This is a genomic window from Exiguobacterium sp. SRB7LM, from assembly GCF_015712685.1.
Taxonomy (GTDB): Bacteria; Bacillota; Bacilli; order Exiguobacteriales; family Exiguobacteriaceae; genus Exiguobacterium; species Exiguobacterium profundum.
The window spans coordinates 356,814-377,995 of record NZ_VWVR01000006.1; the positions used below are offsets into that span (position 1 = coordinate 356,814).

The 21,182-nt window shown below is 47.4% G+C and carries 21 protein-coding genes; 14 read left to right on the top strand and 7 right to left on the bottom strand.

The features are described from left to right. Position 1: 1 nt before the first annotated feature. Entirely contained in the window at positions 2-454 is a 453-nt protein-coding gene (aac(6'), locus tag F3H97_RS02610; RefSeq protein ID WP_196430484.1) for an aminoglycoside 6'-N-acetyltransferase, read from the bottom strand. Positions 455-529: 75 nt separating this feature from the next. Here aac(6') and F3H97_RS02615 point away from each other — a divergent pair, with 75 nt between their 5' ends. Next, positions 530-835 carry a DUF3055 domain-containing protein gene (locus tag F3H97_RS02615; protein ID WP_196430485.1) on the top strand — a complete coding sequence of 102 codons (306 nt, stop codon included), beginning with the start codon at positions 530-532 and terminating at the stop codon, positions 833-835. 118 nt (positions 836-953) lie between these two features. Here F3H97_RS02615 and F3H97_RS02620 read toward each other — a convergent pair whose 3' ends face one another. Beyond that, on the bottom strand, positions 954-2,435 hold the full coding sequence (locus F3H97_RS02620) for an aminotransferase class I/II-fold pyridoxal phosphate-dependent enzyme (RefSeq protein ID WP_196430486.1): 1,482 nt from the start codon (positions 2,433-2,435) through the stop codon (positions 954-956). Between the two features lie 159 nt (positions 2,436-2,594). Here F3H97_RS02620 and F3H97_RS02625 point away from each other — a divergent pair, with 159 nt between their 5' ends. From F3H97_RS02625 to F3H97_RS02635, 3 genes are all read left to right on the top strand, one after another. Beyond that, positions 2,595-2,861 carry a UPF0223 family protein gene (locus F3H97_RS02625; RefSeq protein ID WP_031421520.1) on the top strand — a complete coding sequence of 89 codons (267 nt, stop codon included), beginning with the start codon at positions 2,595-2,597 and terminating at the stop codon, positions 2,859-2,861. A gap of 236 nt (positions 2,862-3,097) precedes the next feature. Further along, positions 3,098-3,286 (top strand): hypothetical protein, encoded by a 189-nt coding sequence (locus F3H97_RS02630; protein ID WP_015881266.1) that lies wholly within the window; start codon positions 3,098-3,100, stop codon positions 3,284-3,286. A gap of 78 nt (positions 3,287-3,364) precedes the next feature. Further along, positions 3,365-4,618 (top strand): inositol monophosphatase family protein, encoded by a 1,254-nt coding sequence (locus tag F3H97_RS02635; RefSeq protein ID WP_196430487.1) that lies wholly within the window; start codon positions 3,365-3,367, stop codon positions 4,616-4,618. A gap of 49 nt (positions 4,619-4,667) precedes the next feature. Here the strand turns inward: F3H97_RS02635 and F3H97_RS02640 are convergent, their stop codons facing one another. Continuing rightward, positions 4,668-4,844, bottom strand: a complete 177-nt coding sequence (locus F3H97_RS02640) for a DUF5325 family protein (protein WP_159562038.1) — start codon at positions 4,842-4,844, stop codon at positions 4,668-4,670. A gap of 163 nt (positions 4,845-5,007) precedes the next feature. Here F3H97_RS02640 and typA point away from each other — a divergent pair, with 163 nt between their 5' ends. Next, positions 5,008-6,852: a translational GTPase TypA gene (gene typA / locus F3H97_RS02645; protein ID WP_196430488.1), complete on the top strand. Its 1,845-nt coding sequence runs from the start codon at positions 5,008-5,010 to the stop codon at positions 6,850-6,852. 87 nt (positions 6,853-6,939) lie between these two features. Continuing rightward, positions 6,940-7,284, top strand: coding sequence for a YlaH-like family protein (locus tag F3H97_RS02650; RefSeq protein ID WP_015881270.1), 345 nt, complete (start codon positions 6,940-6,942; stop codon positions 7,282-7,284). A gap of 36 nt (positions 7,285-7,320) precedes the next feature. On the opposite strand, the gene F3H97_RS02655 is transcribed toward F3H97_RS02650, so the two are convergent. Beyond that, a complete protein-coding gene (locus tag F3H97_RS02655) occupies positions 7,321-7,521 on the bottom strand; it encodes a YlaI family protein (RefSeq protein WP_015881271.1) in 201 nt (66 codons plus the stop codon). Positions 7,522-7,636: 115 nt separating this feature from the next. Between F3H97_RS02655 and F3H97_RS02660 the strand changes: the two genes are divergently transcribed. Then, a complete protein-coding gene (locus tag F3H97_RS02660) occupies positions 7,637-8,086 on the top strand; it encodes a PNPOx family protein (protein WP_074037365.1) in 450 nt (149 codons plus the stop codon). A 33-nt stretch (positions 8,087-8,119) separates the two neighbouring features. Next, the gene (locus F3H97_RS02665) at positions 8,120-9,436 is read left to right on the top strand and encodes a PhoH family protein (protein WP_031421530.1); all 1,317 of its coding nucleotides are present in this window, start codon (positions 8,120-8,122) and stop codon (positions 9,434-9,436) included. 38 nt (positions 9,437-9,474) lie between these two features. Here F3H97_RS02665 and F3H97_RS02670 read toward each other — a convergent pair whose 3' ends face one another. Together F3H97_RS02670 and F3H97_RS02675 are read right to left on the bottom strand one after the other, a co-directional pair. After that, positions 9,475-10,647 (bottom strand): multidrug efflux MFS transporter, encoded by a 1,173-nt coding sequence (locus tag F3H97_RS02670; protein ID WP_230872793.1) that lies wholly within the window; start codon positions 10,645-10,647, stop codon positions 9,475-9,477. Between the two features lie 127 nt (positions 10,648-10,774). Next, positions 10,775-11,239: a hypothetical protein gene (locus tag F3H97_RS02675; RefSeq protein ID WP_196430489.1), complete on the bottom strand. Its 465-nt coding sequence runs from the start codon at positions 11,237-11,239 to the stop codon at positions 10,775-10,777. Between the two features lie 172 nt (positions 11,240-11,411). Between F3H97_RS02675 and F3H97_RS02680 the strand changes: the two genes are divergently transcribed. The 4 genes from F3H97_RS02680 to F3H97_RS02695 all read left to right on the top strand — a co-directional run bounded on the left by F3H97_RS02680 (position 11,412) and on the right by F3H97_RS02695 (position 17,890). Then, positions 11,412-11,690 (top strand): Fpa/YlaN family protein, encoded by a 279-nt coding sequence (locus F3H97_RS02680; protein WP_015881276.1) that lies wholly within the window; start codon positions 11,412-11,414, stop codon positions 11,688-11,690. A gap of 86 nt (positions 11,691-11,776) precedes the next feature. Continuing rightward, positions 11,777-13,012, top strand: a complete 1,236-nt coding sequence (locus tag F3H97_RS02685) for an FtsW/RodA/SpoVE family cell cycle protein (RefSeq protein WP_196430490.1) — start codon at positions 11,777-11,779, stop codon at positions 13,010-13,012. A gap of 36 nt (positions 13,013-13,048) precedes the next feature. Further along, positions 13,049-16,483: a pyruvate carboxylase gene (locus F3H97_RS02690; protein ID WP_196430491.1), complete on the top strand. Its 3,435-nt coding sequence runs from the start codon at positions 13,049-13,051 to the stop codon at positions 16,481-16,483. A gap of 54 nt (positions 16,484-16,537) precedes the next feature. Then, a complete protein-coding gene (locus tag F3H97_RS02695) occupies positions 16,538-17,890 on the top strand; it encodes a cryptochrome/photolyase family protein (RefSeq protein WP_196430492.1) in 1,353 nt (450 codons plus the stop codon). 32 nt (positions 17,891-17,922) lie between these two features. Here F3H97_RS02695 and F3H97_RS02700 read toward each other — a convergent pair whose 3' ends face one another. Then, on the bottom strand, positions 17,923-18,828 hold the full coding sequence (locus F3H97_RS02700; RefSeq protein WP_196430493.1) for a COX15/CtaA family protein: 906 nt from the start codon (positions 18,826-18,828) through the stop codon (positions 17,923-17,925). A 334-nt stretch (positions 18,829-19,162) separates the two neighbouring features. On the opposite strand from F3H97_RS02700, the gene cyoE reads away from it, so the two are divergent. Beyond that, entirely contained in the window at positions 19,163-20,086 is a 924-nt protein-coding gene (cyoE, locus tag F3H97_RS02705) for a heme o synthase (RefSeq protein WP_196430494.1), read from the top strand. A 97-nt stretch (positions 20,087-20,183) separates the two neighbouring features. Then, positions 20,184-21,161, top strand: a complete 978-nt coding sequence (gene coxB / locus F3H97_RS02710) for a cytochrome c oxidase subunit II (protein ID WP_041918164.1) — start codon at positions 20,184-20,186, stop codon at positions 21,159-21,161. The last annotated feature ends 21 nt before the right edge of the window (positions 21,162-21,182 follow it).

The following is a 21,182-nucleotide window of genomic DNA, read 5'->3' on the forward strand; positions in this document are numbered from 1 at the left end:
CTCACTTTTCGTGAGAGAGCTTTTTCATGTAGGTGACGACACGCTCGACTTCCTTGAATCCAATTTTCTCGTGAAAGCGTTGACTGTCCTCGTTTTCAAGCTCGGTATCCGATGCCAGTTCGATACAACCATGACGCGCCGCGAAGGTCGACGCAGCATCGACCAAACGAGAGGCAACACCTCGATGGCGCTCTGATTCAATGACATAGATTCCTTCCATATAGGCGGTCGGTGACGTGCTAGAACCTGGCACGTAGTCATGTCGAAAACTGAGCTGACAAAAACCAACTGCCTCCCCATGTTCATTTGATGCGATGAAATAATGCATCTTTTTTGAGGCGAGACCGAGTTTGACTTCCATTCGTAATTCTTCAATAGGGGCGTCTGGCCATAGGCCATGCATGAACTGGACAAGAGTTTCTACGTTTAACTCCGTTGCATAATCAATCTTCATTGTCATTCTCTCCTTAGGTTTCATACTAGTAGTATAAAGGAAAATACATGTGAAGAGAGAAGGGAGGGAATCCTGATGGCATTCGATGAGGAGTTATTATACACCGTATCCGAGACGAGTCGTGTCCGATTTACCGGTATTGAAACAGAAGCCGCTCGTTATGATTTTGGTTTCGTCTATACAAAGCAATTCATGGGCAAGGTGTTAGTCGTCTGTATGCAAACGGGTCAATCGGCCCTTCTTGATTTGCATGCGCTAGAAGAGCCACGTCAATTGTATCCGATGCTTGGCATTAACTTGAACGACACGGAACACGTCGCTGAATTTTTACGACTTTGCTTGGTCGAAAAAACACAAGCATCTGAAGAAATTGATACTTGAAAAAATGTAAGCGTTTTCTTATAATAGGCACTAGGGGAAGCAATTCGATCATCTACAGCCACCTTTTCTGAGATGACATAAAAAATGAGCCGGTCACGATGACCGGCTCATTTTTTATTTAGCGAATCGCTTTTGTTTGTTGGATGACTTTAATCATTTGCAGTGACTCATCTTCAAGACCTTGAACCGGAAGACCCGCTTCAATGTTGGCCATGATGTACTCGAGTGTCGAAGTCGTAATCAATTCGCCTGGAATGATGATCGGAATCCCTGGTGGATACACCATAATGAATTCCGCTGAAATACGGCCGACTGCGTTTTCGAGAGGGATCGTTTCCGTCTCTTCATAAAACGCATCACGAGGGCTGAGCGCAAGAGGTGGAATCTCTGGGAGCATGATCGATAGTGAATCGTTCCCAGACTTCTGATAAACGGAGACGACGTCTCGCATCGCTTCAATCAATGCTTGAATCGTTGACTCATCATCCGCTGATGTGACGATAAAGAGCACATTCAATAAATCGGACATCTCGACTTCGATGCGGTGTTTGTCCCGAAGATATTTCTCGACTTCAAATCCTGTTATTCCGAGTTCGCGCACGGATACGAGTACTTTCGTTTCGTCGAGCGCGTATGTCGATTCAGAATGCAATTCGGCATGACCGTATACTGACAAGTTCGGCATGTGGTTGATTGCTGTACGAGCCGTTCTCGCAAGCTCAAGTGCACGTTCATTCATCATGTGTCCCTTTGTCGCTAACTGTCGACGTGCCGCGTCGAGAGAAGCGAGGAGCAAGTAGGACGTCGAAGTCGTTGTAATCATGGAAAGCATCGCATGAATTCGTTCTGGCGAGACGAGACCGCGGCGTACGTTCAAAATCGAACTGCCTGTCATTGAACCACCAAGCTTGTGTACACTCGTCGCCGCCACATCTGCTCCCGCTTGCATCGCCGAGAGTGGGAGTTCATCGTGAAAAGGGAGATGAACGCCGTGTGCCTCATCGACAAGTACAGGAACGTCTTGCTCATGAGCGACAGACACGATACGCTCTAAATCACCTGCGACACCGAAATAAGTCGGATTAATGACGAGAACGGCTTTTGTGTCCGGGTGAAGTTCAAGTGCGCGTTCTACGGCACTAGCTGTGATTCCGTGGGCGATGCCGTATGTTTCGTCAAATTCCGGGTGGATGAAGACCGGATGAGCACCCGTTAAGACGAGCGCGGACATGACGGATTTATGGACGTTCCGTGGCACAATGATTTTTTCGTTCGGGCCAACGACACCCATGATCATCGCCATGATGGCACTCGATGTCCCTTGAACGGAGAAAAAGGTCTCGTCAGCACGGAACGCCTCTGCCGCCAAGCGTTCCGCTTCAGCGATTGCCGCTTTTGGATGATGGAGGTCATCGAGTGGGGCAATGTTAATCAAATCAATTTTTAGGGCGTTTTCACCAATAAAGTCACGAAACTCTGGGTCCATCCCTTTTCCGCTTTTATGACCAGGAATGTGGAACGCAATCGGGTTTGAGTCGACATGTTCAAGCAACGTGTCAAATAGTGGCGTTTCGAGCTGAGTAGCACCTTTTAATTTCAATCGTAAATCCCCCTTGAATCAGTTTATTTATAAGATGAATAGTATCGTTATGATATATGTTGTTTTTAAAAAAAGAAGCAACAAAAAAACTATAGAGATTTCTGGCTCAACTTGCAATAGTTTTTTTTGTTGTTACAATGGGTGTCGAGGTGAAACAATATGCAAATTAACTATCCGATCAATCCGGATTGGACGACAGACGAATTGATTGAAGTCGTCGAGTTTTATAACGTCGTCGCTCAAGCCAATGAAGGTGGGGTCGAACGAGAGGTTTTTCTTGATTCCTATCGTGCCTTCAAGCAAATCGTAACATCTAAGTCGGAGGAGAAACAACTGAACGCGGTTCACGACGAGCAGACAGGTTATTCCACATATCGTACGGTTCAGGCGGCAATGAAGTCCTCGAGTAAAATGATTAAACTGTAAGACCGAGCATGCCCGAGCAAATTCAGGCATGCTTTTTTGTTATTTCTCCTATAAATCGGGTACAGTTCATTAACACCAAATCAGGTTTAGGGACCTCGGAATTGGGAATATATCCATTAAGATAAAAAATTCAAAATAGTCAGACAATTCTCTTCCTTTTTCGAATTTTATCTGATATACTCAATTCAACTCACTAAACCGTAACTTGTAGCCCAACAAAAGGAGTGTGGCATCTTATGAAACAAGTGATTGAGGCATTCAAAAGAAAAGACGCAGAAAAACGGATCCCGGTGCTGCGCTTAGAGATTGATTATGAATTGGCAACCCTCTTCGATGCGATGGCGTCACAAGATGATGCTACAGTTCAGGCTAGCAAGCATCGGTTAGAGAAGTACCGCCAAGAATTATTGCGTCTCGAAGCCTAACCATTACACACACATTCAACCAGTATTCCGAGCGGATACTGGTTTTTGTTTGGTACAATACAGTTGAGGTGATCACAGATGATAGAATGGTTTGCAGTCGACTTAATCAAACAAGCGGGAGAACTGATTCGTCGCGAGATTGATCAAAGTTATGAAGTGGAACGAAAGACGGGAAAAGGGGACTTGGTCACTGAAATCGACCGAGCGGTGGAACAATTGATTGTCCGTCGAATCCAACAAACATTTCCGGAACATCAGATTATGGGGGAAGAAGGGACAACAAATCAGCCAGAACAATTGACTGGTACCGTCTGGTTTGTCGACCCGATTGATGGGACGTTAAATTTTATTCATCAAAAACGTATGTTTGCCATCTCTATCGCGATCATGATGGATGGAGTCGTGGAATATGGATTCGTCTATGACGTCATGGCGGATGAGATGTTCATGGCGCGGAAAGGATACGGGGCGACGTTGAATGGTCGGACATTGACGACTCTTCATGAACATCATGTCCGAGACGCATTTTTAAGTATGAATGCGACGTGGGTCACGCCGAACCACCAGATTGCCCCGGAAATACTCGCACCGATTGTACGAGACTCGATTGGGACGCGGGCCCATGGTGCTGCATCGCTTGAATTAGCCTGGCTTGCCGCCGGTCGCGTGGACGGCTACATCACGATGCGCAATATGCCATGGGACTACGCTGCTGGCAAATTACTCGTAGAAGAAGTAGGGGGACGTGTCGTTTCCTTATATGGTGAGCCGATTCGCTATGACGGAAAAACATCTGTCCTGGCTGGGAGCGACTCATTTGTAAATGACGTCATCAAACATTACGTCATCGCAAAAGGGGTCACGGCTGAAGCAAAACCGGACTTACACATCGTGGAACATGATTCGTATGAAGAAATCCGCGATCTACTCGTCTTGGCGAATCCGAATGAAACGATGGTCCGGGAACAATTCGAGGAAGGGCGTACGTACAAAGCGTTACTCGGTGGTGAGATTGTCGGTGCATATATGCTCGTCTCACACGGAGACGAGCGGGTTGAACTCGTCAATATCGCAGTGAAGCCGGAACGTCAAAACCAAACAATCGGTCAACGCATGTTACAAGACGCAGTGAAGCGGGCCACGTTGATTGGTGGAAAAGAACTGCTCGTCTGTACAGGGAATTCAAGCATCATGCAACTGCGTTTTTACCAACAAGCTGGATTCCGATTCGATTCGGTGGAACGCGATTATTTTCGTAATCACGGGTACAATGACATCGAAGAAGATGGACTCATTTTACGCGACCGCATCTGCTTGACACGTCCACTATAAACGCAAGTAAAAGGGTTACTCCGACATGATACCGGAGTAACCCTTTTTTTTATGATTGATGGTCTGAAAGAATGCGGCGACGCAATTGAATACCAAAGTATGTCGCTACGCCACTTAACACGAGGCTGCCCAAGATAATGGCGGCGCTCCCCTCGGCCACCCCGATTCCAATGCCGACGAATCCTGCGACAACGGCTGTTGCGATCAATACAAACATTAGCTGCATGGAGGTTCCTCCTTATTTTCTCTTCTCTTCCCTATTGTATGATAAAAAACACGAGATGAAAACGTTCACAGTCGATTCCACTCGACAAAGGTACTGTGACGTGTGCTATACTCTTAAAGTTGAAGAAAAGTTGAAATTTTTTAAATAAGAGAGGAATAACTACATGAACGTAAGAACAAACCTTCGTAACGTAGCCATCATCGCGCACGTTGACCACGGTAAAACAACGTTAGTCGATGAATTATTGAAACAGTCTGGTACTTTCCGGACGAACGAGGCAGTCGCAGAACGCGCGATGGACTCGAACGATATCGAGCGTGAGCGCGGAATTACGATTCTCGCAAAAAACACAGCAATCGATTATAAAGAGACTCGCATCAACATCGTAGATACACCAGGTCACGCAGACTTCGGTGGAGAAGTTGAGCGAATCATGCGTATGGTAGACGGCGTTATTCTTGTTGTCGATGCGCGTGAAGGCTGTATGCCACAAACTCGTTTCGTATTGAAAAAAGCACTCGACCAAGGACTTCGTCCGATTGTCGTCGTCAACAAAATCGATAAGCCGATGGTTCGTCCACTCGACGTTGTCGATGAAGTTGTTGATCTCTTGATCGACCTTGGCGCAGATGAAGATCAACTTGAATTCCCTGTCGTCTATACATCAGCAGTCAGCGGTTCAAGTTCGTTCGATCCTGACCCAGAAAAACAAGAAGATACAATCACTCACGTGCTCGACACGATTCTCGAAAACACGCCGGCTCCAGTGGACAACTCAGACGAGCCACTTCAATTCCAAGTGACGATGCTCGACTATGACAACTACCTCGGCCGTATCGGCGTAGGTCGCGTCTTCCGTGGGAAAATCAAAGTCGGTGAACAAGTATCGCTTTGTAAGACAGACGGTACGGTGAAGCAACTTCGTGTCACGAAATTGTTCGGTTACTTCGGCCTCAAGCGCGTCGAAATCGAAGAAGCAAAAGCAGGTGACTTGATCGCTATCGCCGGAATGGAAGATATCAACGTCGGTGAAACGGTAACGCCAGTCGGTAAAGAAGAGCCACTTCCGCTCCTTCGCATCGATGAGCCAACGCTTCAAATGCGTTTCATGACAAACAACTCTCCATTCGCAGGACGTGAAGGCGATTTCGTGACGGCGCGTAAAATCGAAGAGCGTTTGATGAAACAACTCGAGACGGACGTTTCACTCCGTGTCGAAAACACAGATTCACCAGACCAATGGATCGTATCAGGACGCGGTGAGCTTCACCTCGGGATCTTGATTGAAAACATGCGTCGTGAAGGTTACGAGCTCCAAGTATCGAAACCGCAAGTTATCATCCGCGAAGACGAAAGCGGCACAAAAGTTGAGCCGTTCGAGCGCGTCATCATCGATGTACCTGAAGAGTACACAGGTTCAGTCATGGAATCGATCGGTCTCCGTAAAGGTGAGCTTGCGAACATGAACACGAATGACAACGGTCAGACACGTATGGAATTCCTCGTGCCATCACGTGGTCTTATCGGTTACCGTAACGAATTCTTGTCAGCGACACGTGGATACGGAATCTTGAACCATACGTTCGAAGAGTACCGTCCATATATTGCTGCTGATATCGGTGGTCGTCGTAGCGGTGTTATGGTTTGTATCGAAAACGGGAAGTCGACGGCCTACTCAATCGGTGCCCTTGAAGACCGTGGGACAATCTTTATCGAGCCAGGTACAGATGTGTATGAAGGAATGATCATCGGGGAATGTAACCGTGATGTTGACCTTGCCATTAACGCTGTTAAAGGGAAACAATTGACGAACATGCGTGCTTCTGCAAAAGACTCGACACAAGTCTTGAAACGTCCGCGCGTCTTCTCACTTGAAGAGTCACTCACGTTCTTAAACGATGACGAGTTCTGTGAAATTACACCGGAGTCGATCCGTCTCCGTAAGAAAATCTTAAACAAGAACGAACGCGAGAAAGCAGACAAGCGTCGTAAACTTGGTAAAGAATAAGTTAGAAGAAAGGGGACGCTTCGGCGTTCCCTTTTGCATGGAATAGTGTAGAATGGATGTGTATGAAATAAAGGGGGACTCTTTGTCTTGAAAGCTTCTCAAACAATCGATATCACACAAATTGACGTTCCGTGGATCGCTTCGATGCTAGGTGTCGGCAGTGACCCGAACGACTTTTCCGTTGGGTTCAATGCACTCGTTGTCACGGTCATCTTACTGACAATCCTTGTCTTTAAACTTGGTTTTGCGAAACAATTGGCATGGTGGAAGTCGCTCATCGTCTATATTCTCCTTTCACTTGGAGCAGGTACGATGGCACTCGTCTTTTTCACATGGCCAATCCCGGAAGTGCTTGCCGTCATGGCTATCGTGTTGGCCATCTATCGTGGCCGCCTCTGGTGGAATCGTCGTCAAGATGCGGTAGAATCATAAAAAATACGGGCGTCTCTTCGGAGGCGCCCGTTTGCATTACCAGTTTCGTTTTTGTCGAAATGTAGGATATAACTTGAACTGTCCAGATGCGGCGCGTTCAGCCGTTCGTTCGCTGATTCGCTCCTGACACTCTTGACACATATACGTTTTCGCCGGTTTGTTACGCAAGCGTTTTGCTTCAAACGACCATGAGTCGATCGTCTCGACTTTATCGCAAAGAGAACATTTTACACGCATCTTTTCACCTTCCTCTATACGATGAGTATAGCATGATTTCAACCGTTAAAAGCAGGGAATTGAACCGGTAAGGGAGAATGGTACAACCATACCCGGTGAAAAGGAGGGGAGTTGAATGGCGAGCAAGGCAACGTTTGAACTGACAGCTGCGCAAGAGCGCTTGTTGAATGACATGCCGTTAACATTTCTCGTTGGTTTTGACGAGGCAAAGCGTTGGCCGATCAGCCATGCCATCAGTTGGGTGCAAGCGTTAGATGCTGTCACGGTCCGGTTCGCATTAACGAGAAATTCCCATATCGTGACCATCTTGACGACTGAAAAGACGGCTGGCCTCATCTTTATCGAAGATGGTCAGTCCTATCATGTTTTACTCTCATCAATTCGAGAGTTCGACCCGGCGGTCAAACCAAGCCTTCATCTTCGTTTTTTTGAAGGACATGTCGAAGAAGTGAGGAACATCTCGTTTTATGGAGCAGCTTACGCACAGCCCGAAATCACGAAAACATACGATATTCGTGCGGCGGAAAAGCTTGACCGTGAAGTGAAAGAAAGTCTTCATTCTTGAATACCATCCTATATTCGAGGGGCGGCAAAGTCTATGAAAAAAACGTATGTACTTGATACGAACGTACTCCTACATGATCCGCTATCCTTATTTCAATTTGAAGAACACGACGTGGTGATTCCAGCCATCGTCCTAGAAGAGTTAGATGGGAAGAAACGTAACATGGATGAGGTCGGGCGGAACGCCCGTGAAACGTCGCGTGTCCTCGACCAGCTCCGGTCATCGGGGAAACTTCATGACGGGGTCCCACTTGAAAACGGAGGACGTCTGTTTGTCGAAATCGGTCATGAACACCAGGTCGATATCCCGTTCGATGTCATGACGAATGATAATCGCATCTTAATGGTAGCGTTAGGATTAATGAAACAATACGAGCATGACGCGGGTCGAAAGGTCGTCGTCGTCTCAAAAGATATATTGGTCCGTGTCAAAGCGGACGCCATTGGAATTGACGCAGAAGACTACTTGACAGATCATATCGTTGACACGACGGACTTATACGCCGGCTATCGAGAGATTGAAGTCGATCAGTCGCTCATCGATGAATTTTATAAAGTCCGTCAATTGCCGACGACGGCCTTGACGAAACAAGTGCTATATCCGAACTCGTTCGTCGTCTTGAAAAGTAATGTGTCGAAAGCGAGTGCGCTTGCTGTGGTCGATTCGCTTCAACCGATTTTACGACCACTGGCACTCGATGCTGATCATATTTGGGGAATTCATCCGCGAAACGTTCAACAGCGGATGGCACTCGACCTGCTGCTTCGGGATGACATTCCGTTTGTCACCTTACTTGGGAAAGCCGGTACCGGGAAGACGCTCCTTGCTCTAGCAGCAGGTCTATCGCTCGTCGAGGATGAACAGCGTTACAATAAGCTAGTCGTCGCTCGCCCAGTCGTGCCGATGGGGAACGATATCGGTTACTTGCCAGGGGAAATGGAAGAGAAGCTTCGTCCTTGGATGCAACCGATTTATGATAACTTGGAATTTTTATTTAATGCGAATTCAAAAGACGAGCTCGGGAATATTCTAGCCGGTATGAAATCGATTCAGCTCGAGGCGCTCACCTATATTCGAGGTAGAAGTATGCCGGACCAGTTCATCATCATCGATGAGGCACAGAACTTAACGAAGCACGAAATTAAAACCATTCTCACCCGAGTCGGTGAGAACTCGAAAATCGTACTCGTCGGCGACCCGTATCAAATCGATCATCCGTATTTAGATGAGTATTCGAACGGATTGACGTACGCGGTGGAACGCTTCAAAGGACAAAACGTCTTCGGGCACGTTCAACTCGTGAAAGGGGAACGTTCATCCCTTGCACGATTGGCGGCTGATTTACTATAAGCGATATACACAAATAACGCCGAGTTTCGCACTCGGCGTTATTTTGTATCGAGTTGTAGTGACTGAACGTTCGTCCGTTCTAAGAAGGCATTTGAGATCATAATCAATCCCGTGAGGATGAACAGGGCAGAAAATCCGAAGTGTGCCACGATTTGGGATCCAAATAACGGTCCGAGTAGATTCCCCATGAACTGAGCGGACTGATTGTACGAAAAGATCCGGCCGGTCGCAGAGACCGGCGTATGTTGGCGCAGTAGCGATTGTACGGACGGCATTAAGGCAGCCGTTGCGAATCCGATTCCGAAACGCAACAAAATGAGTTGAGTCGTTGAGGTAACGAATGCTTGCGGAATCAAGAATAGGCTATAGAGGAGCAGTGCCCAAAACAAGATGCGTTCTGCCCCATATCGGTCTGATAACCGTCCGAGACGCTGCGCCGAAAAGAGAGCGGCCAGTCCCGGAGCGGAGGCGACAATCCCTGCCATGAAGGCGAGCGCGGTTGTGCTCGGATTCAATTCACGTACGTATAATGTCAAGAGCGGTCCGATGGATTGTGTCGAGAACTGAATGAGGAATGTTGTCACAAACAGCCCGACAATCAACTGAGGATGTCGCAGTGAGGCGAAAATCGATTTCATCGACGCGAGTTCTTCACGTTTCACTGGGACAAAATCTTCTTTTACGAACCAAAGCGTGATGAGGAACGTCAGGAAGAGTGCACTTCCGGTAAAGAGAAAAACGGATCGAAGCCCAATCCAGTCTGCAAGCAATCCACCGATGAGGGGACCGAGTAGACCACCAGTGATTCCACCGGTTGACAGGGTACCGAGCGCCCAGCCACTTTTCTCTTTTGGGGTTTGGGATGCGACTAACGTGATGCCGGCTGAGATAAATCCGGACACGGCACCCATGAGTAAACGCAATCCGACGAGTTGATACACGTCTTGGACGAAGCTGATAAGAAACATGACGATGGCCATCCCGAGACTGGCTCGGATGAGCATCAGTTTCCTTCCTTTTCGGTCAGCTAAGCGCCCCCACATCGGAGAAACGATGGCAGCTACGAGGAACGTCGCGCCGAAGGCAATCGCAGACCAAGTGACGACGTGGTCCGGATCCTTTACCCCGAGTTGTTCGATGAACAATGGGAGGAATGGTAGGACGAGACTCATCGAGGCAGCGGTCAAGAAGCTACCAATCCAAACAACCATTAAGTTTCGTTTCCATAGAGGTATCGTAAGCGTCACGACCTTTCTTATTTAATTGGTAATCAACACTCTATATACTACACTTTATGAACTAAAAAGTCCAAAAAATGAGAAGGTGTGAACCTTCTCATTAATTGCTTAATACGGTGATATGATTGACTTGGCGAATGACCTGATCCTCGTATAATACATAGACAGGTCCGTCGGTAAGTACTTTTCCGTCTTTTGAAAATTGTAAATATACTTGTGCTGCCTCGCTGAGCGATAGAGTCAATACTGTTTCCCCGTAAAAACGGACATGTGTCGCAAGTTCAATCGGTTCAGCATTGTTTAAAAATGGCGCGAGCGGCATGGCGAACGAGTCGCGTAATGCTGCATCTTTGTCTTGTCGTGACATCGGTTTATTGTGGTCGATTCGAGTTCCTTGTGACAATCCGTCATCCCATGCTTTCCCCATTTTCGCATAGTATGCCTCACGGTCATTCTCCGTCACCGAGTCCAAATCTTCAATCTTCCGTTTTCGTTCGTCAAAAATCCATACGGTCGGGTCAATCGTCAGACTGTGGCGAACCGCTCCATCAAGTGGAAAAATCATGCTTATATCCCCCTTCATACACATTACACGTTTCATTATAGCGCTCTTTCTCGTAAAATGGAAAAGAGGAAGAATGTCGCGTTCATTCATACTGTACATTGAATTATGATGAAAGATAATGTACAGTTGAGTTATGACAAACAGTCTGTCATCGTACGGAGGAGGGGTCGTAGTGGCGACAAATTTGGCTGCAATCCAACGGGAGCAAGCGCTTCAATTACTCGAGGCGGATGCTGAAAAAATCCGTTGTCTGATTGAAGTGCAGTTAGAAAACCTAAAAATGCCGAAGTGCCCGCTTTATGAAGAGGTGCTTGATACACATATGTTTGGACTATCGCGCCAAATTGATTTTGCGGTTCGTCTTGGACTCATTTCAGACATTGAAGGTAAAGGACTGCTCGATTCATTGGAACAAAAGTTGTCTGCTTTGGCAGAAGCTTCAGAATTATGAACCTTATACTCAAACTGTGCAAGTGGCGCTGTTTGAGTATTTTTTTATAAGGGTTGTCGGATTGTTTTACATAAGGAAGTGAATACATGAAAACACGGTTTCGGTATTTTGATTTTGCGTTGTTTTTGTCAGTGCTCTTACTCGTCGGGCTAAGCTCCATCATGATTTATAGTGCTAGTGTTTGGAATCGTGGGGATTACGCGAATAGTAGTTTATTCTATCGCCAGCTCGTCTACGTTGGCATTGGAATCTTTGTCTATTTGATTGCGACATTGTTCCGATATGAGATGTTTCGGAAAAAAGGCATTCGCCTCGGTCTTTATGCGCTCTCTGTCATCTTGCTGTTTGTCACGTGGGCGATGCCTCCATTGAATGGGGCGCGAGCTTGGCTCATCATCGGAGGAATGACCATTCAACCGGTCGAGATTGCGAAGTTCGTCCTCATCATACTGCTTGCGAACTACTACCATGAACTATGGAATAATGAGTTGAAAGGACTCCCTGGTCGATTGGCGCGGGCCGCTATCACGAAAAAAGGGTTGCGTGCACAAATCAGCGCCTTCTTTTTAGTGCCTGTCCTCTTTTACTTTTCGTTTTATGCGATCGCAATCAATGGACAGCCGGATATGGGGGGGTTATTCGTCCTCGGTTCCATCATGTTGCTCATGTGGTTCGGTGTCGGGGCGCCGCTTCGAATTTTGATTCCAGGGATTTTAGCTGGGGTTGGTACTGTATTCGTATTGTTCACGACCATCTTCTCGGAGAATCAACGAAGTCGGATTGAAGTCGTGTTCAACCCGTTCATGGACCCGGAAGGATATGGACACCAATTGCTCATGTCGATTATCTCAATTGTACATGGTGGATTGACTGGAGTCGGACTTGGGAACAGTTTTCAAAAGTATGGATATTTGCCAGAACCAGAAACCGACTATATCATGTCGATCATTGCGGAGGAGTTAGGATTCCTCGGTGTATTGACGGTTTTAGTCCTACTCTTCTTCATCGCCTTTCGCGCGATCCATATCGCCAATCATGCGGATAGTCACTTTGCGATGTTCGTATCGTTTGGGATTGCATCACAAATCATTATCCAGACGGCCATCAACATCGGTGCGATGTCCGGTTGGTTCCCAGGGACAGGCGTAACCTTGCCACTGGTCAGTTATGGAGGAACATCGCTCATCATGATGATGGGTGTTCTCGGTGTGCTCAGTAGTATCTCGATGCGTAACCGTCATCGAGAGGCGACACGACGAGAAGAAATTCGGGTGAAGTCAGAAGAAAACGTTCAACGCTCATCGCTTCACGTTGTCAGGTAAGGAAACGAACAAACTTCATTAACGGGGGGATTTCATTTGAAACCAATTAAAAAGTTACTTGTTGCAAACCGTGGGGAAATTGCCATTCGCGTATTTCGCGCGGCGACAGAGTTAGGCATTCGAACGGTAGCTGTCTATTCGCAAGAAGATAGCGGCTCCTTACATCGCTTTAAAGCTGATGAAGCCTACTTGATCGGTGTAGACAAAAAACCGATCGATGCGTACCTCGATATCGAAGACGTGATTCGAATCGCTAAGGAGTCAGACAGTGATGCGATTCACCCAGGGTATGGTTTCCTTTCAGAGAACATTGAACTCGCACGACGTTGCCGTGAAGAGGGCATCATCTTTGTCGGACCGCATGAGTCACATTTACATGCGTTCGGGGATAAAGTACGAGCACGTCAGAGTGCGATTGCTGCGGGTCTTCCTGTCATCCCGGGTTCGGATGGACCCCTCACATCATATGAAGATGCTGAAGCATTTGCGAACGAGCACGGATTCCCGCTCATGGTCAAAGCTTCGATGGGTGGCGGAGGACGCGGAATGCGTGTCATTCGAACAGAAGCGGAAATGAAAGATTTGATTGAACGTGCAAAGTCAGAAGCAAAGCAGGCGTTCGGTTCTGACGAAGTGTACATAGAAAAACTCGTCGAACGTCCGAAACACATCGAGGTGCAAATTCTTGGGGATGAGCACGGTCACATCGTTCACTTATTCGAGCGTGACTGTTCGGTTCAGCGCCGTCACCAAAAAGTTGTCGAAGTGGCGCCGTGTGTGACATTGTCTGATGCATCGCGCCAAGCGATTTGTGATGCGGCGGTCCAACTCATGCGTCACGTCGGATACGTCAACGCCGGTACAGTCGAGTTCTTGGTGACAGAGGATGAGTCGTTCTACTTCATCGAAGTCAACCCGCGCATTCAAGTGGAACATACGATCACAGAGATGGTGACGGGCTTTGACATCGTTCAAACGCAATTGATGATCGCGCAAGGTGAGTCGCTCCACGGCGATATGATTCAAATGCCGAAACAGGAAGAGATTAAACTTCTCGGTTATGCGATTCAATCACGTGTTACGTCTGAAGACCCAGGCAACAACTTCATGCCGGATACTGGGAAAATCATGGCTTACCGTTCTCCAGGCGGCTTTGGTGTCCGTCTTGACGGTGGGAATGCGTATGTCGGTGCAGAGATTTCACCGTACTACGATTCACTTCTCGTGAAACTGTCCACGCACGGCATGACATTCGAACAAGCGGCCTCGAAGATGGTTCGAAACTTGAACGAGTTCCGGATTCGCGGAATCAAGACGAACATTCCGTTCTTGATTAACGTCATGAAACATCCGAACTTTATCAATGGAGATTACAACACGTCATTCATCGATGAGACGCCAGAACTGTTCGTCTTCCCGAAACGAAAAGACCGTGGGACGAAACTGTTGAACTATATCGGGGACGTGACAGTGAATGGATTCCCGGGTGTCGGTCTGAAAGACAAGCCGATTAGCCGTTCGGTGCGAATCCCACATGACCTCCCAGCAGAAGCGAAGCCAGGGACGAAACAAATTCTTACAGAGCTTGGACCGGACGGCCTCGCCGATTGGATCAAACGTCAACCGGAACTGTTGTTGACAGATACGACGATGCGAGATGCGCATCAATCGTTGCTCGCGACGCGCATGCGGACACAGGACATTTTGAACATCGCCGAACCGACAAGCAAACTCATGCCAGAATTGTTCTCGGTCGAGGCATGGGGTGGAGCGACGTTCGACGTCGCCTACCGCTTCTTATCCGAAGACCCATGGGTACGTCTCATGAAGCTTCGTGAGAAGATGCCGAACGTCTTGATTCAAATGTTGCTACGCGGTGCGAATGCGGTCGGTTACAAAAACTATGCAGACAACGTCATTGAGAAATTCGTACACGAAGCGGCATATGCCGGAGTCGACGTGTTCCGAATCTTTGACAGTCTCAACAACTTGGAATCGATTCAATTGGCAATCGATGCGACACTTCCAACTGGGAAAGTGGCAGAGGCGGCCATCTGTTATACGGGAGACTTGTACGATGGCAACCGTCCGAAGTACCACCTTCCGTATTATATCGACCTCGCGAAGAAACTTGAGGCGAGTGGTGCGCATATCTTGGCAATCAAAGATATGGCCGGTTTATTGAAGCCGGAATCGGCCTATGCACTCGTATCGGCATTGAAAGACGCCGTGGACTTACCAATCCACTTGCATACACATGATGCTTCCGGTAACGGGATCTTCACCTATGCTCGTGCGACAGATGCCGGTGTCGATATCGTTGACGTTGCTGCGAGCTCGATGTCAGGGATGACGTCACAGCCTTCAGGTGGAAGTTTGGTCTACGCGCTCAACCACCACGAACGTCAGCCGAAGGTCGACCCGAAACAATATGAGATCATCAGTGACTACTGGCAAGACGTGCGTCATAACTATGAACCGTTTGAAAGTGATATGCGTGCCCCGCACCCATCCGTGTATGAGCACGAGATGCCAGGTGGACAATATTCAAACCTCCAACAGCAAGCGAAAGCGGTCGGGCTTGGAGACCGTTGGGGCGAAGTGAAGGCGATGTATGCCCGAGTGAACATGTTGTTTGGGGACATTGTCAAGGTGACGCCGTCATCTAAAGTTGTCGGTGATATGGCGCTCTTCATGGTCCAGCATAACTTGACGGAAGAAGATGTGATGACGCGCGGACACCAGTTGGACTTCCCGGACTCGGTCGTCGAAATGATGCGTGGTGAATTGGGGACGCCTCCAGGTGGATTCCCGAAAGATGTACAACAAGTCATCTTGAAAGGGGAGGAGCCATTAAACGTTCGTCCTGGTAAGTTGATCAAACCGTATGACTTTGAATCGGCACGTCAAGAACTGTTTGAAAAGTTCGAGCGACCGGTGACGGACTTTGAACTTCTTGCTCATGCGCTTTATCCGAAAGTGTACGAAGACTATATCAAACATACAACGACATACGGGGACGTATCGGTGCTCGATACGTTGACGTTCTTCTACGGATTAAACGTCGGGGAGACAATCCAAGTTGAAATCGAGACAGGAAAAACGTTAATCATCAAGCTCGTACAAGTGAGTGCAGCGAATGAAGATGGCATCCGTCTCGTCTCGTATGAGATGAACGGGGTACCACGTGAAATCGAGATTAAAGATGTCAATGTCAAATCGGCAACGACAAGCCGTCCGAAAGTCGATCGTTCGAACGCCAAACAAGTCGGTGCATCGATGCCGGGGTCTGTCTTGAAAGTATTGGTCGAACCAGGAAGTCGCGTTCACCGTGGGGAGCAGTTGCTCGTCACAGAAGCGATGAAAATGGAAACGACAATTCAAGCGGCACAAGATGGCGAGATTAAAGCCATCCACATTAAAGAAGGCGACACAATACAAAGTGACGACTTGTTGATTGAATTTGTATAATCAAAAGAAGCATAGTGCGCTATGCTTCTTTTTTTGTAGATGGGAGTGGTGATGATGAAACGAGTATGTTGGTTTCGTTCGGATTTTAGACTGACCGATAATCATATGTTACACCGTGTATTGAAAGATATAGAGGAAGGCGATGACCTGGATTTCGTCTTTTGGTTGAATCCGAAATACTGTGACCCGTTCGAGGTACGGCATGACTATTTCTTCTCGACGATGCGAACGTTCATGGATGATTTAGAAGCGAAAGGGTTAGGGCTTCGCGTCCTTGTCGCAGAGACGGAGGATGCGTTCGTGAAACAGCTCGGGGAGATGGATGTGTTCTATTTTAATGCGGAGTACGTGGAACCGTTCAAACAGCGGGATGACCGTGTGATTGAAGCACTTGGTGATGAAGTAAAAGTTGTGCGACTCCTAGATCGTCACCTATTTCATCCGGATACGTTCCGAACAAAAAGTGGCGATCCCTATAAAGTGTTCACCCCGTTCAAAAAAGCGGCGTATGCCGAACAGCCGCCCGCACCGTATGAGGTTGATGTCGATCGTTTATCTCAGTACATCCGTTCAAAGAATGAACAACCGAGTGAACTGAAAGATCTATTCAAACGATGTAATCGTGAATGGAAAGGGCTAGGGGAAATGGAAGCGAAGAAACGATTGACCCGCTTCGTCAATGATCGCATGGTCGATTATGACGAGAAGCGTGATATTCCGAGCATCGCCGGGACGAGTCGACTATCGCCTTATTTACGAACAGGTGTGTTGTCGATTCGCACCATCACCGAACAAGTGTTGTCGGCGAGACGATCAAAAGGACGCGACACGTATTACGATGAGCTGTTGTGGCGCGAATTTTATTACATGGTCATGGCAAAGTTCCACGGATTGAAAGATCAACCGTTCAATGATAAATACAAGTCGATTGAATGGGAGGACAATGAAGAGCAGTTCGAAAAGTGGTGTAACGGGGAGACCGGGTATCCAATCGTCGACGCGGCGATGCGTCAGTTGAACGAGACCGGGTGGATGCACAACCGCCTACGCATGATTGTCGCATCTTTCCTATCGAAACATCTCCTTCTCGATTGGCGAAAAGGGGAACGGTATTTCGAGCAAAAGCTGATCGATTATGAGGCAGCGTCAAATATCGGGGGATGGCAATGGGCGGCCTCTGTCGGGACGGACGCTGTTCCGTATTTCCGTATTTTCAATCCGACGACGCAATCCGAGCGATTTGACCCTGATGGGACGTTCATCCGGAAGTATGTGCCGGAGCTGAAACATATGACAGATAAATCGATTCACTTTCCGGACCCATCAGAGCGAGACAACTATGCCATGCCACTCGTCGATCATAAAAAAGCGAGAGAGCGTGCCCTCGAACGATTTAAAGCATTGTAAACTAAAAAGCGCCGCGGCGCTTTTTAGTTTGGTTATCCGTTCATGTTTTTCAATTGTGCCCCGTCTTGTCGCGCTGTCGACCGATACGCGTGATAAGAGAGGTATGACAGGATACCGAAGTAGCACGTGATCAAGAATGCGTGAAGGAGCGGAACGTAAGTCGCGTGTCCACCAAGAACGATCCAAGCTCCTGTACCGACTTGAAGTAGGATGAAGAAAAGAGACGCCAACATACCGCGCTCAATCAATCGGTTCATTTCTTTTCGGGCAAGATAGAGTACATACAACGTGTACAAAACGAGAATACCCGCCATGATGCGATGTCCCATCTGCACATACGACTCGAACGTCCAGACGTTCTGCTCACAAATCGGCCAACCGACACAAGCGTATGTAGCACCGAGGTGACGGACGTAGGCTCCTGTGTATACGACGATCATCGTATAAATTGAAAGACCGTAAAGATGAGATCGTAATCGTCTCGATACGACTTGATGTTCCCGTTCACCTTCGAATAACAGAATCGTCAAAATGAGTAACGATGCGAACGACACGAGAGAAATTCCAAAATGAAGGGCCAGGATGGCATCCGACTGTTGCCAAATGACCGCGCCCGCTCCAATGATTGATTGGATGAGCATAAAGATAAATGCGAGAAACGCAAAGATTTTCACATCGACCCGATGTTTGACCGCGATGAACGTCCAAATGGCGAGCGCAATGATGAGAAGACCTTCAATACCGGAGACTACCCGGTGACTGTATTCAATCATCGTTTCAACACTAGGATTGGTTGGGATTAATTTTCCATGACAGAGTGGCCAGTCCGTCCCACAACCATCTCCTGAATCCGTCTTCGTCACGGTTCCACCCATGATGAGGACAAGCATCATCCCAAGGGTGACAAACCCTGAGAAAAACGCGAGTTTTTTATGCATGCAATACCACCTGCTTCTAATCGAAATCCGTTAAAAAATGTACCTTGTTTATTTATATTTTTTTCGCCATACTTATTATACGGCTTTCTGTTCAAAAAACGAAATGGAAAAGCTTGCAATCGTTATCAAAAACGTTATTCTAATATTAGTAAAGCACATGAGGTGTGACAAATATCACACTATTGACACAAAAAACTCGCTATTTTACAAGCATAAAGGGCGTATTTTATAAAAAAATATGGTATCTTTGTAGAGAGTTAAGTGTATTTTGTTCATATTGTGTTTTTTCTGTGAAGAGAATGCGAGGATTTCGTGATTATGTGGGGGGGTCAGTATGACAAAAGTCAACCCAGGGATGACGGTAGATGTAGAGTATACAGAATCAACGTCATTCCGAGATTACGTCGCCTTAGCGAAAATGGGAATCGTTCGCGCCAACCTGTTGTTGGTGTTTGCAGGATTCTTCGTGGCAGCGACGTACCAGAGCGATACGCCAGTCCTTTACTTGTTTGAAGTTTGGCCACAGCTCTTATTAACGATGTTAGGAAGCGCACTCGTGATTTCGGGGAGTTGTTACCTAAACAACTTTGTGGACCGAGATATCGATTACTTAATGGATCGTACGGACAATCGACCGAGTGTAACCGGCAAGATTTCAGGGGAGAAGATTTTACTCCTTGGATTGACACAACTTGCAATCGGAACACTACTATTGCTCCTTGTATCGTACGTCGCCGCAGTATTCGGTTTAATCGGGGCATTTTTTTATGTCGTGATTTATACGATGTGGCTGAAGCGTACGAGTACGCTCAATACAGTCGTCGGTAGTATTTCGGGAGCTGTTCCACCGCTCATCGGTTGGGCAGCACTAGATCCGGCACTTCATATTGATGCGTGGCTTATGTTTCTTGTCATGTTCTTATGGCAACCACCACACTTCCTGGCGCTCGCCATGCGACGGACGGAAGAGTATCGAGCGGCAGGCATTCCGATGCTTCCGGTCGTGAACGGATTTGCCATCACGAAACGGCAAATCATCTGGTGGATTGCGACGCTGATTCCGGCATCGCTCTTATTTATGCATTACGGTCTTACTTACTTGACAGTCGCAGCCGGTTTAGGGGGCTACTGGTTGTATCTCGGGTTGAAAGGATTCAACGCCGAGGATGAAATCAAGTGGGCAAACAAAATGTTCTTCTATTCATTAATTTATTTAGTCGTGTGGATTATCGCGCTGATTTTGACAGCACTCTGGTGATCGCACTCACTATATAGAAAACCATTACACATCATTTTGGGAGAAAGTGGGGATTGTTGTGAAATCATTTAAGAAGCTTCTGTTTGGCATCGTCCCGATGATGATGTTCGCAGTCCTGTTATCAGGTTGCGGTCAAGAGGGATTGTCTGCATTGAAGCCGATGGGAGAAGGAGCTGAGCTTCAGCTCCGCATCATTCTCATCAGTTTGGCGATCATGCTCTTCGTACTCATCATCGTATCGGTCATTTACGTGTACGTGCTCATGAAGTTCCGTCGGAAAGATGAATCGATTCCGAAGCAAGTTGAAGGTAGCAGTACACTCGAGATGATTTGGACAGTCGTTCCGATTATCCTTCTCATCATTCTCGCTGTTCCGACAATCACGACGACTGTCGAACTCGCGAAAGCGAAAGAAGCGAAAAAAGAAGAAGAAATCAACGTTACAGCTAACTTGTACTGGTGGGAATTTGAATATCCAGAAGCAGGTGTTGTGACAGGGCAAGAGCTCGTCATTCCAGTCGGAAAACGAGTCGGCATCAACTTGACGTCTAAAGATGTCATTCACTCATTCTGGGTACCGGCTTTATCTGGTAAGACAGATACGAACCCAGGACTTGATAACGAAATGTGGTTACATGCAAATGAACCAGGTACTTACTACGGGAAATGTGCTGAGCTTTGCGGTCCGTCACATGCCCTTATGGACTTTAAAGTCATCGCGCTCGAGCAAGAAGAATATGATCAATGGCTCGCTGACATGAAAGCCAAGCAAGACGAGAACGGTGAGAAACTCGTCGCAGACAACACAAACTTGACTACAGGTGAGCAAGTGTATGTCGAAAGCTGCTTGAGCTGTCACGGCGGCGGTAAAGTGGCACCAAGTTTAACGAACTTCGGTGATCGTGAATGGCTCGCTGGTTACCTCGAAAACAACGAGGACAACTTGAAAGAGTGGATCCGTGACCCGCAAGAGAAAAAACAAGGGGCTCTTATGCCAGGATTCAATGAAGGTCAAATCAGCAACGAAGAATTAGATGCACTCGTTGACTTCTTGTATGAGCAGAAGATTGACTAACGGGAAAAGGGGGATTTCACG

Coding starts and splice junctions, on each gene's coding strand:
- F3H97_RS02640 (WP_159562038.1), bottom strand. CDS start 4,844: ATGCAGCTAATGTTTGTATTGATCGCAACAGCCGTTGTCGCAGGATTC.
- F3H97_RS02685 (WP_196430490.1), top strand. CDS start 11,777: ATGAAAACACGGTTTCGGTATTTTGATTTTGCGTTGTTTTTGTCAGTG.
- F3H97_RS02660 (WP_074037365.1), top strand. CDS start 7,637: ATGGCGAGCAAGGCAACGTTTGAACTGACAGCTGCGCAAGAGCGCTTG.
- coxB (WP_041918164.1), top strand. CDS start 20,184: ATGATGATGTTCGCAGTCCTGTTATCAGGTTGCGGTCAAGAGGGATTG.
- cyoE (WP_196430494.1), top strand. CDS start 19,163: ATGACAAAAGTCAACCCAGGGATGACGGTAGATGTAGAGTATACAGAA.
- F3H97_RS02630 (WP_015881266.1), top strand. CDS start 3,098: ATGAAACAAGTGATTGAGGCATTCAAAAGAAAAGACGCAGAAAAACGG.
- F3H97_RS02670 (WP_230872793.1), bottom strand. CDS start 10,647: ATGGTTGTTTGGATTGGTAGCTTCTTGACCGCTGCCTCGATGAGTCTC.
- F3H97_RS02615 (WP_196430485.1), top strand. CDS start 530: ATGGCATTCGATGAGGAGTTATTATACACCGTATCCGAGACGAGTCGT.
- F3H97_RS02675 (WP_196430489.1), bottom strand. CDS start 11,239: ATGATTTTTCCACTTGATGGAGCGGTTCGCCACAGTCTGACGATTGAC.
- F3H97_RS02665 (WP_031421530.1), top strand. CDS start 8,120: ATGAAAAAAACGTATGTACTTGATACGAACGTACTCCTACATGATCCG.
- typA (WP_196430488.1), top strand. CDS start 5,008: ATGAACGTAAGAACAAACCTTCGTAACGTAGCCATCATCGCGCACGTT.
- F3H97_RS02625 (WP_031421520.1), top strand. CDS start 2,595: ATGCAAATTAACTATCCGATCAATCCGGATTGGACGACAGACGAATTG.
- F3H97_RS02700 (WP_196430493.1), bottom strand. CDS start 18,828: ATGCATAAAAAACTCGCGTTTTTCTCAGGGTTTGTCACCCTTGGGATG.
- F3H97_RS02635 (WP_196430487.1), top strand. CDS start 3,365: ATGATAGAATGGTTTGCAGTCGACTTAATCAAACAAGCGGGAGAACTG.
- F3H97_RS02695 (WP_196430492.1), top strand. CDS start 16,538: ATGAAACGAGTATGTTGGTTTCGTTCGGATTTTAGACTGACCGATAAT.
- F3H97_RS02655 (WP_015881271.1), bottom strand. CDS start 7,521: ATGCGTGTAAAATGTTCTCTTTGCGATAAAGTCGAGACGATCGACTCA.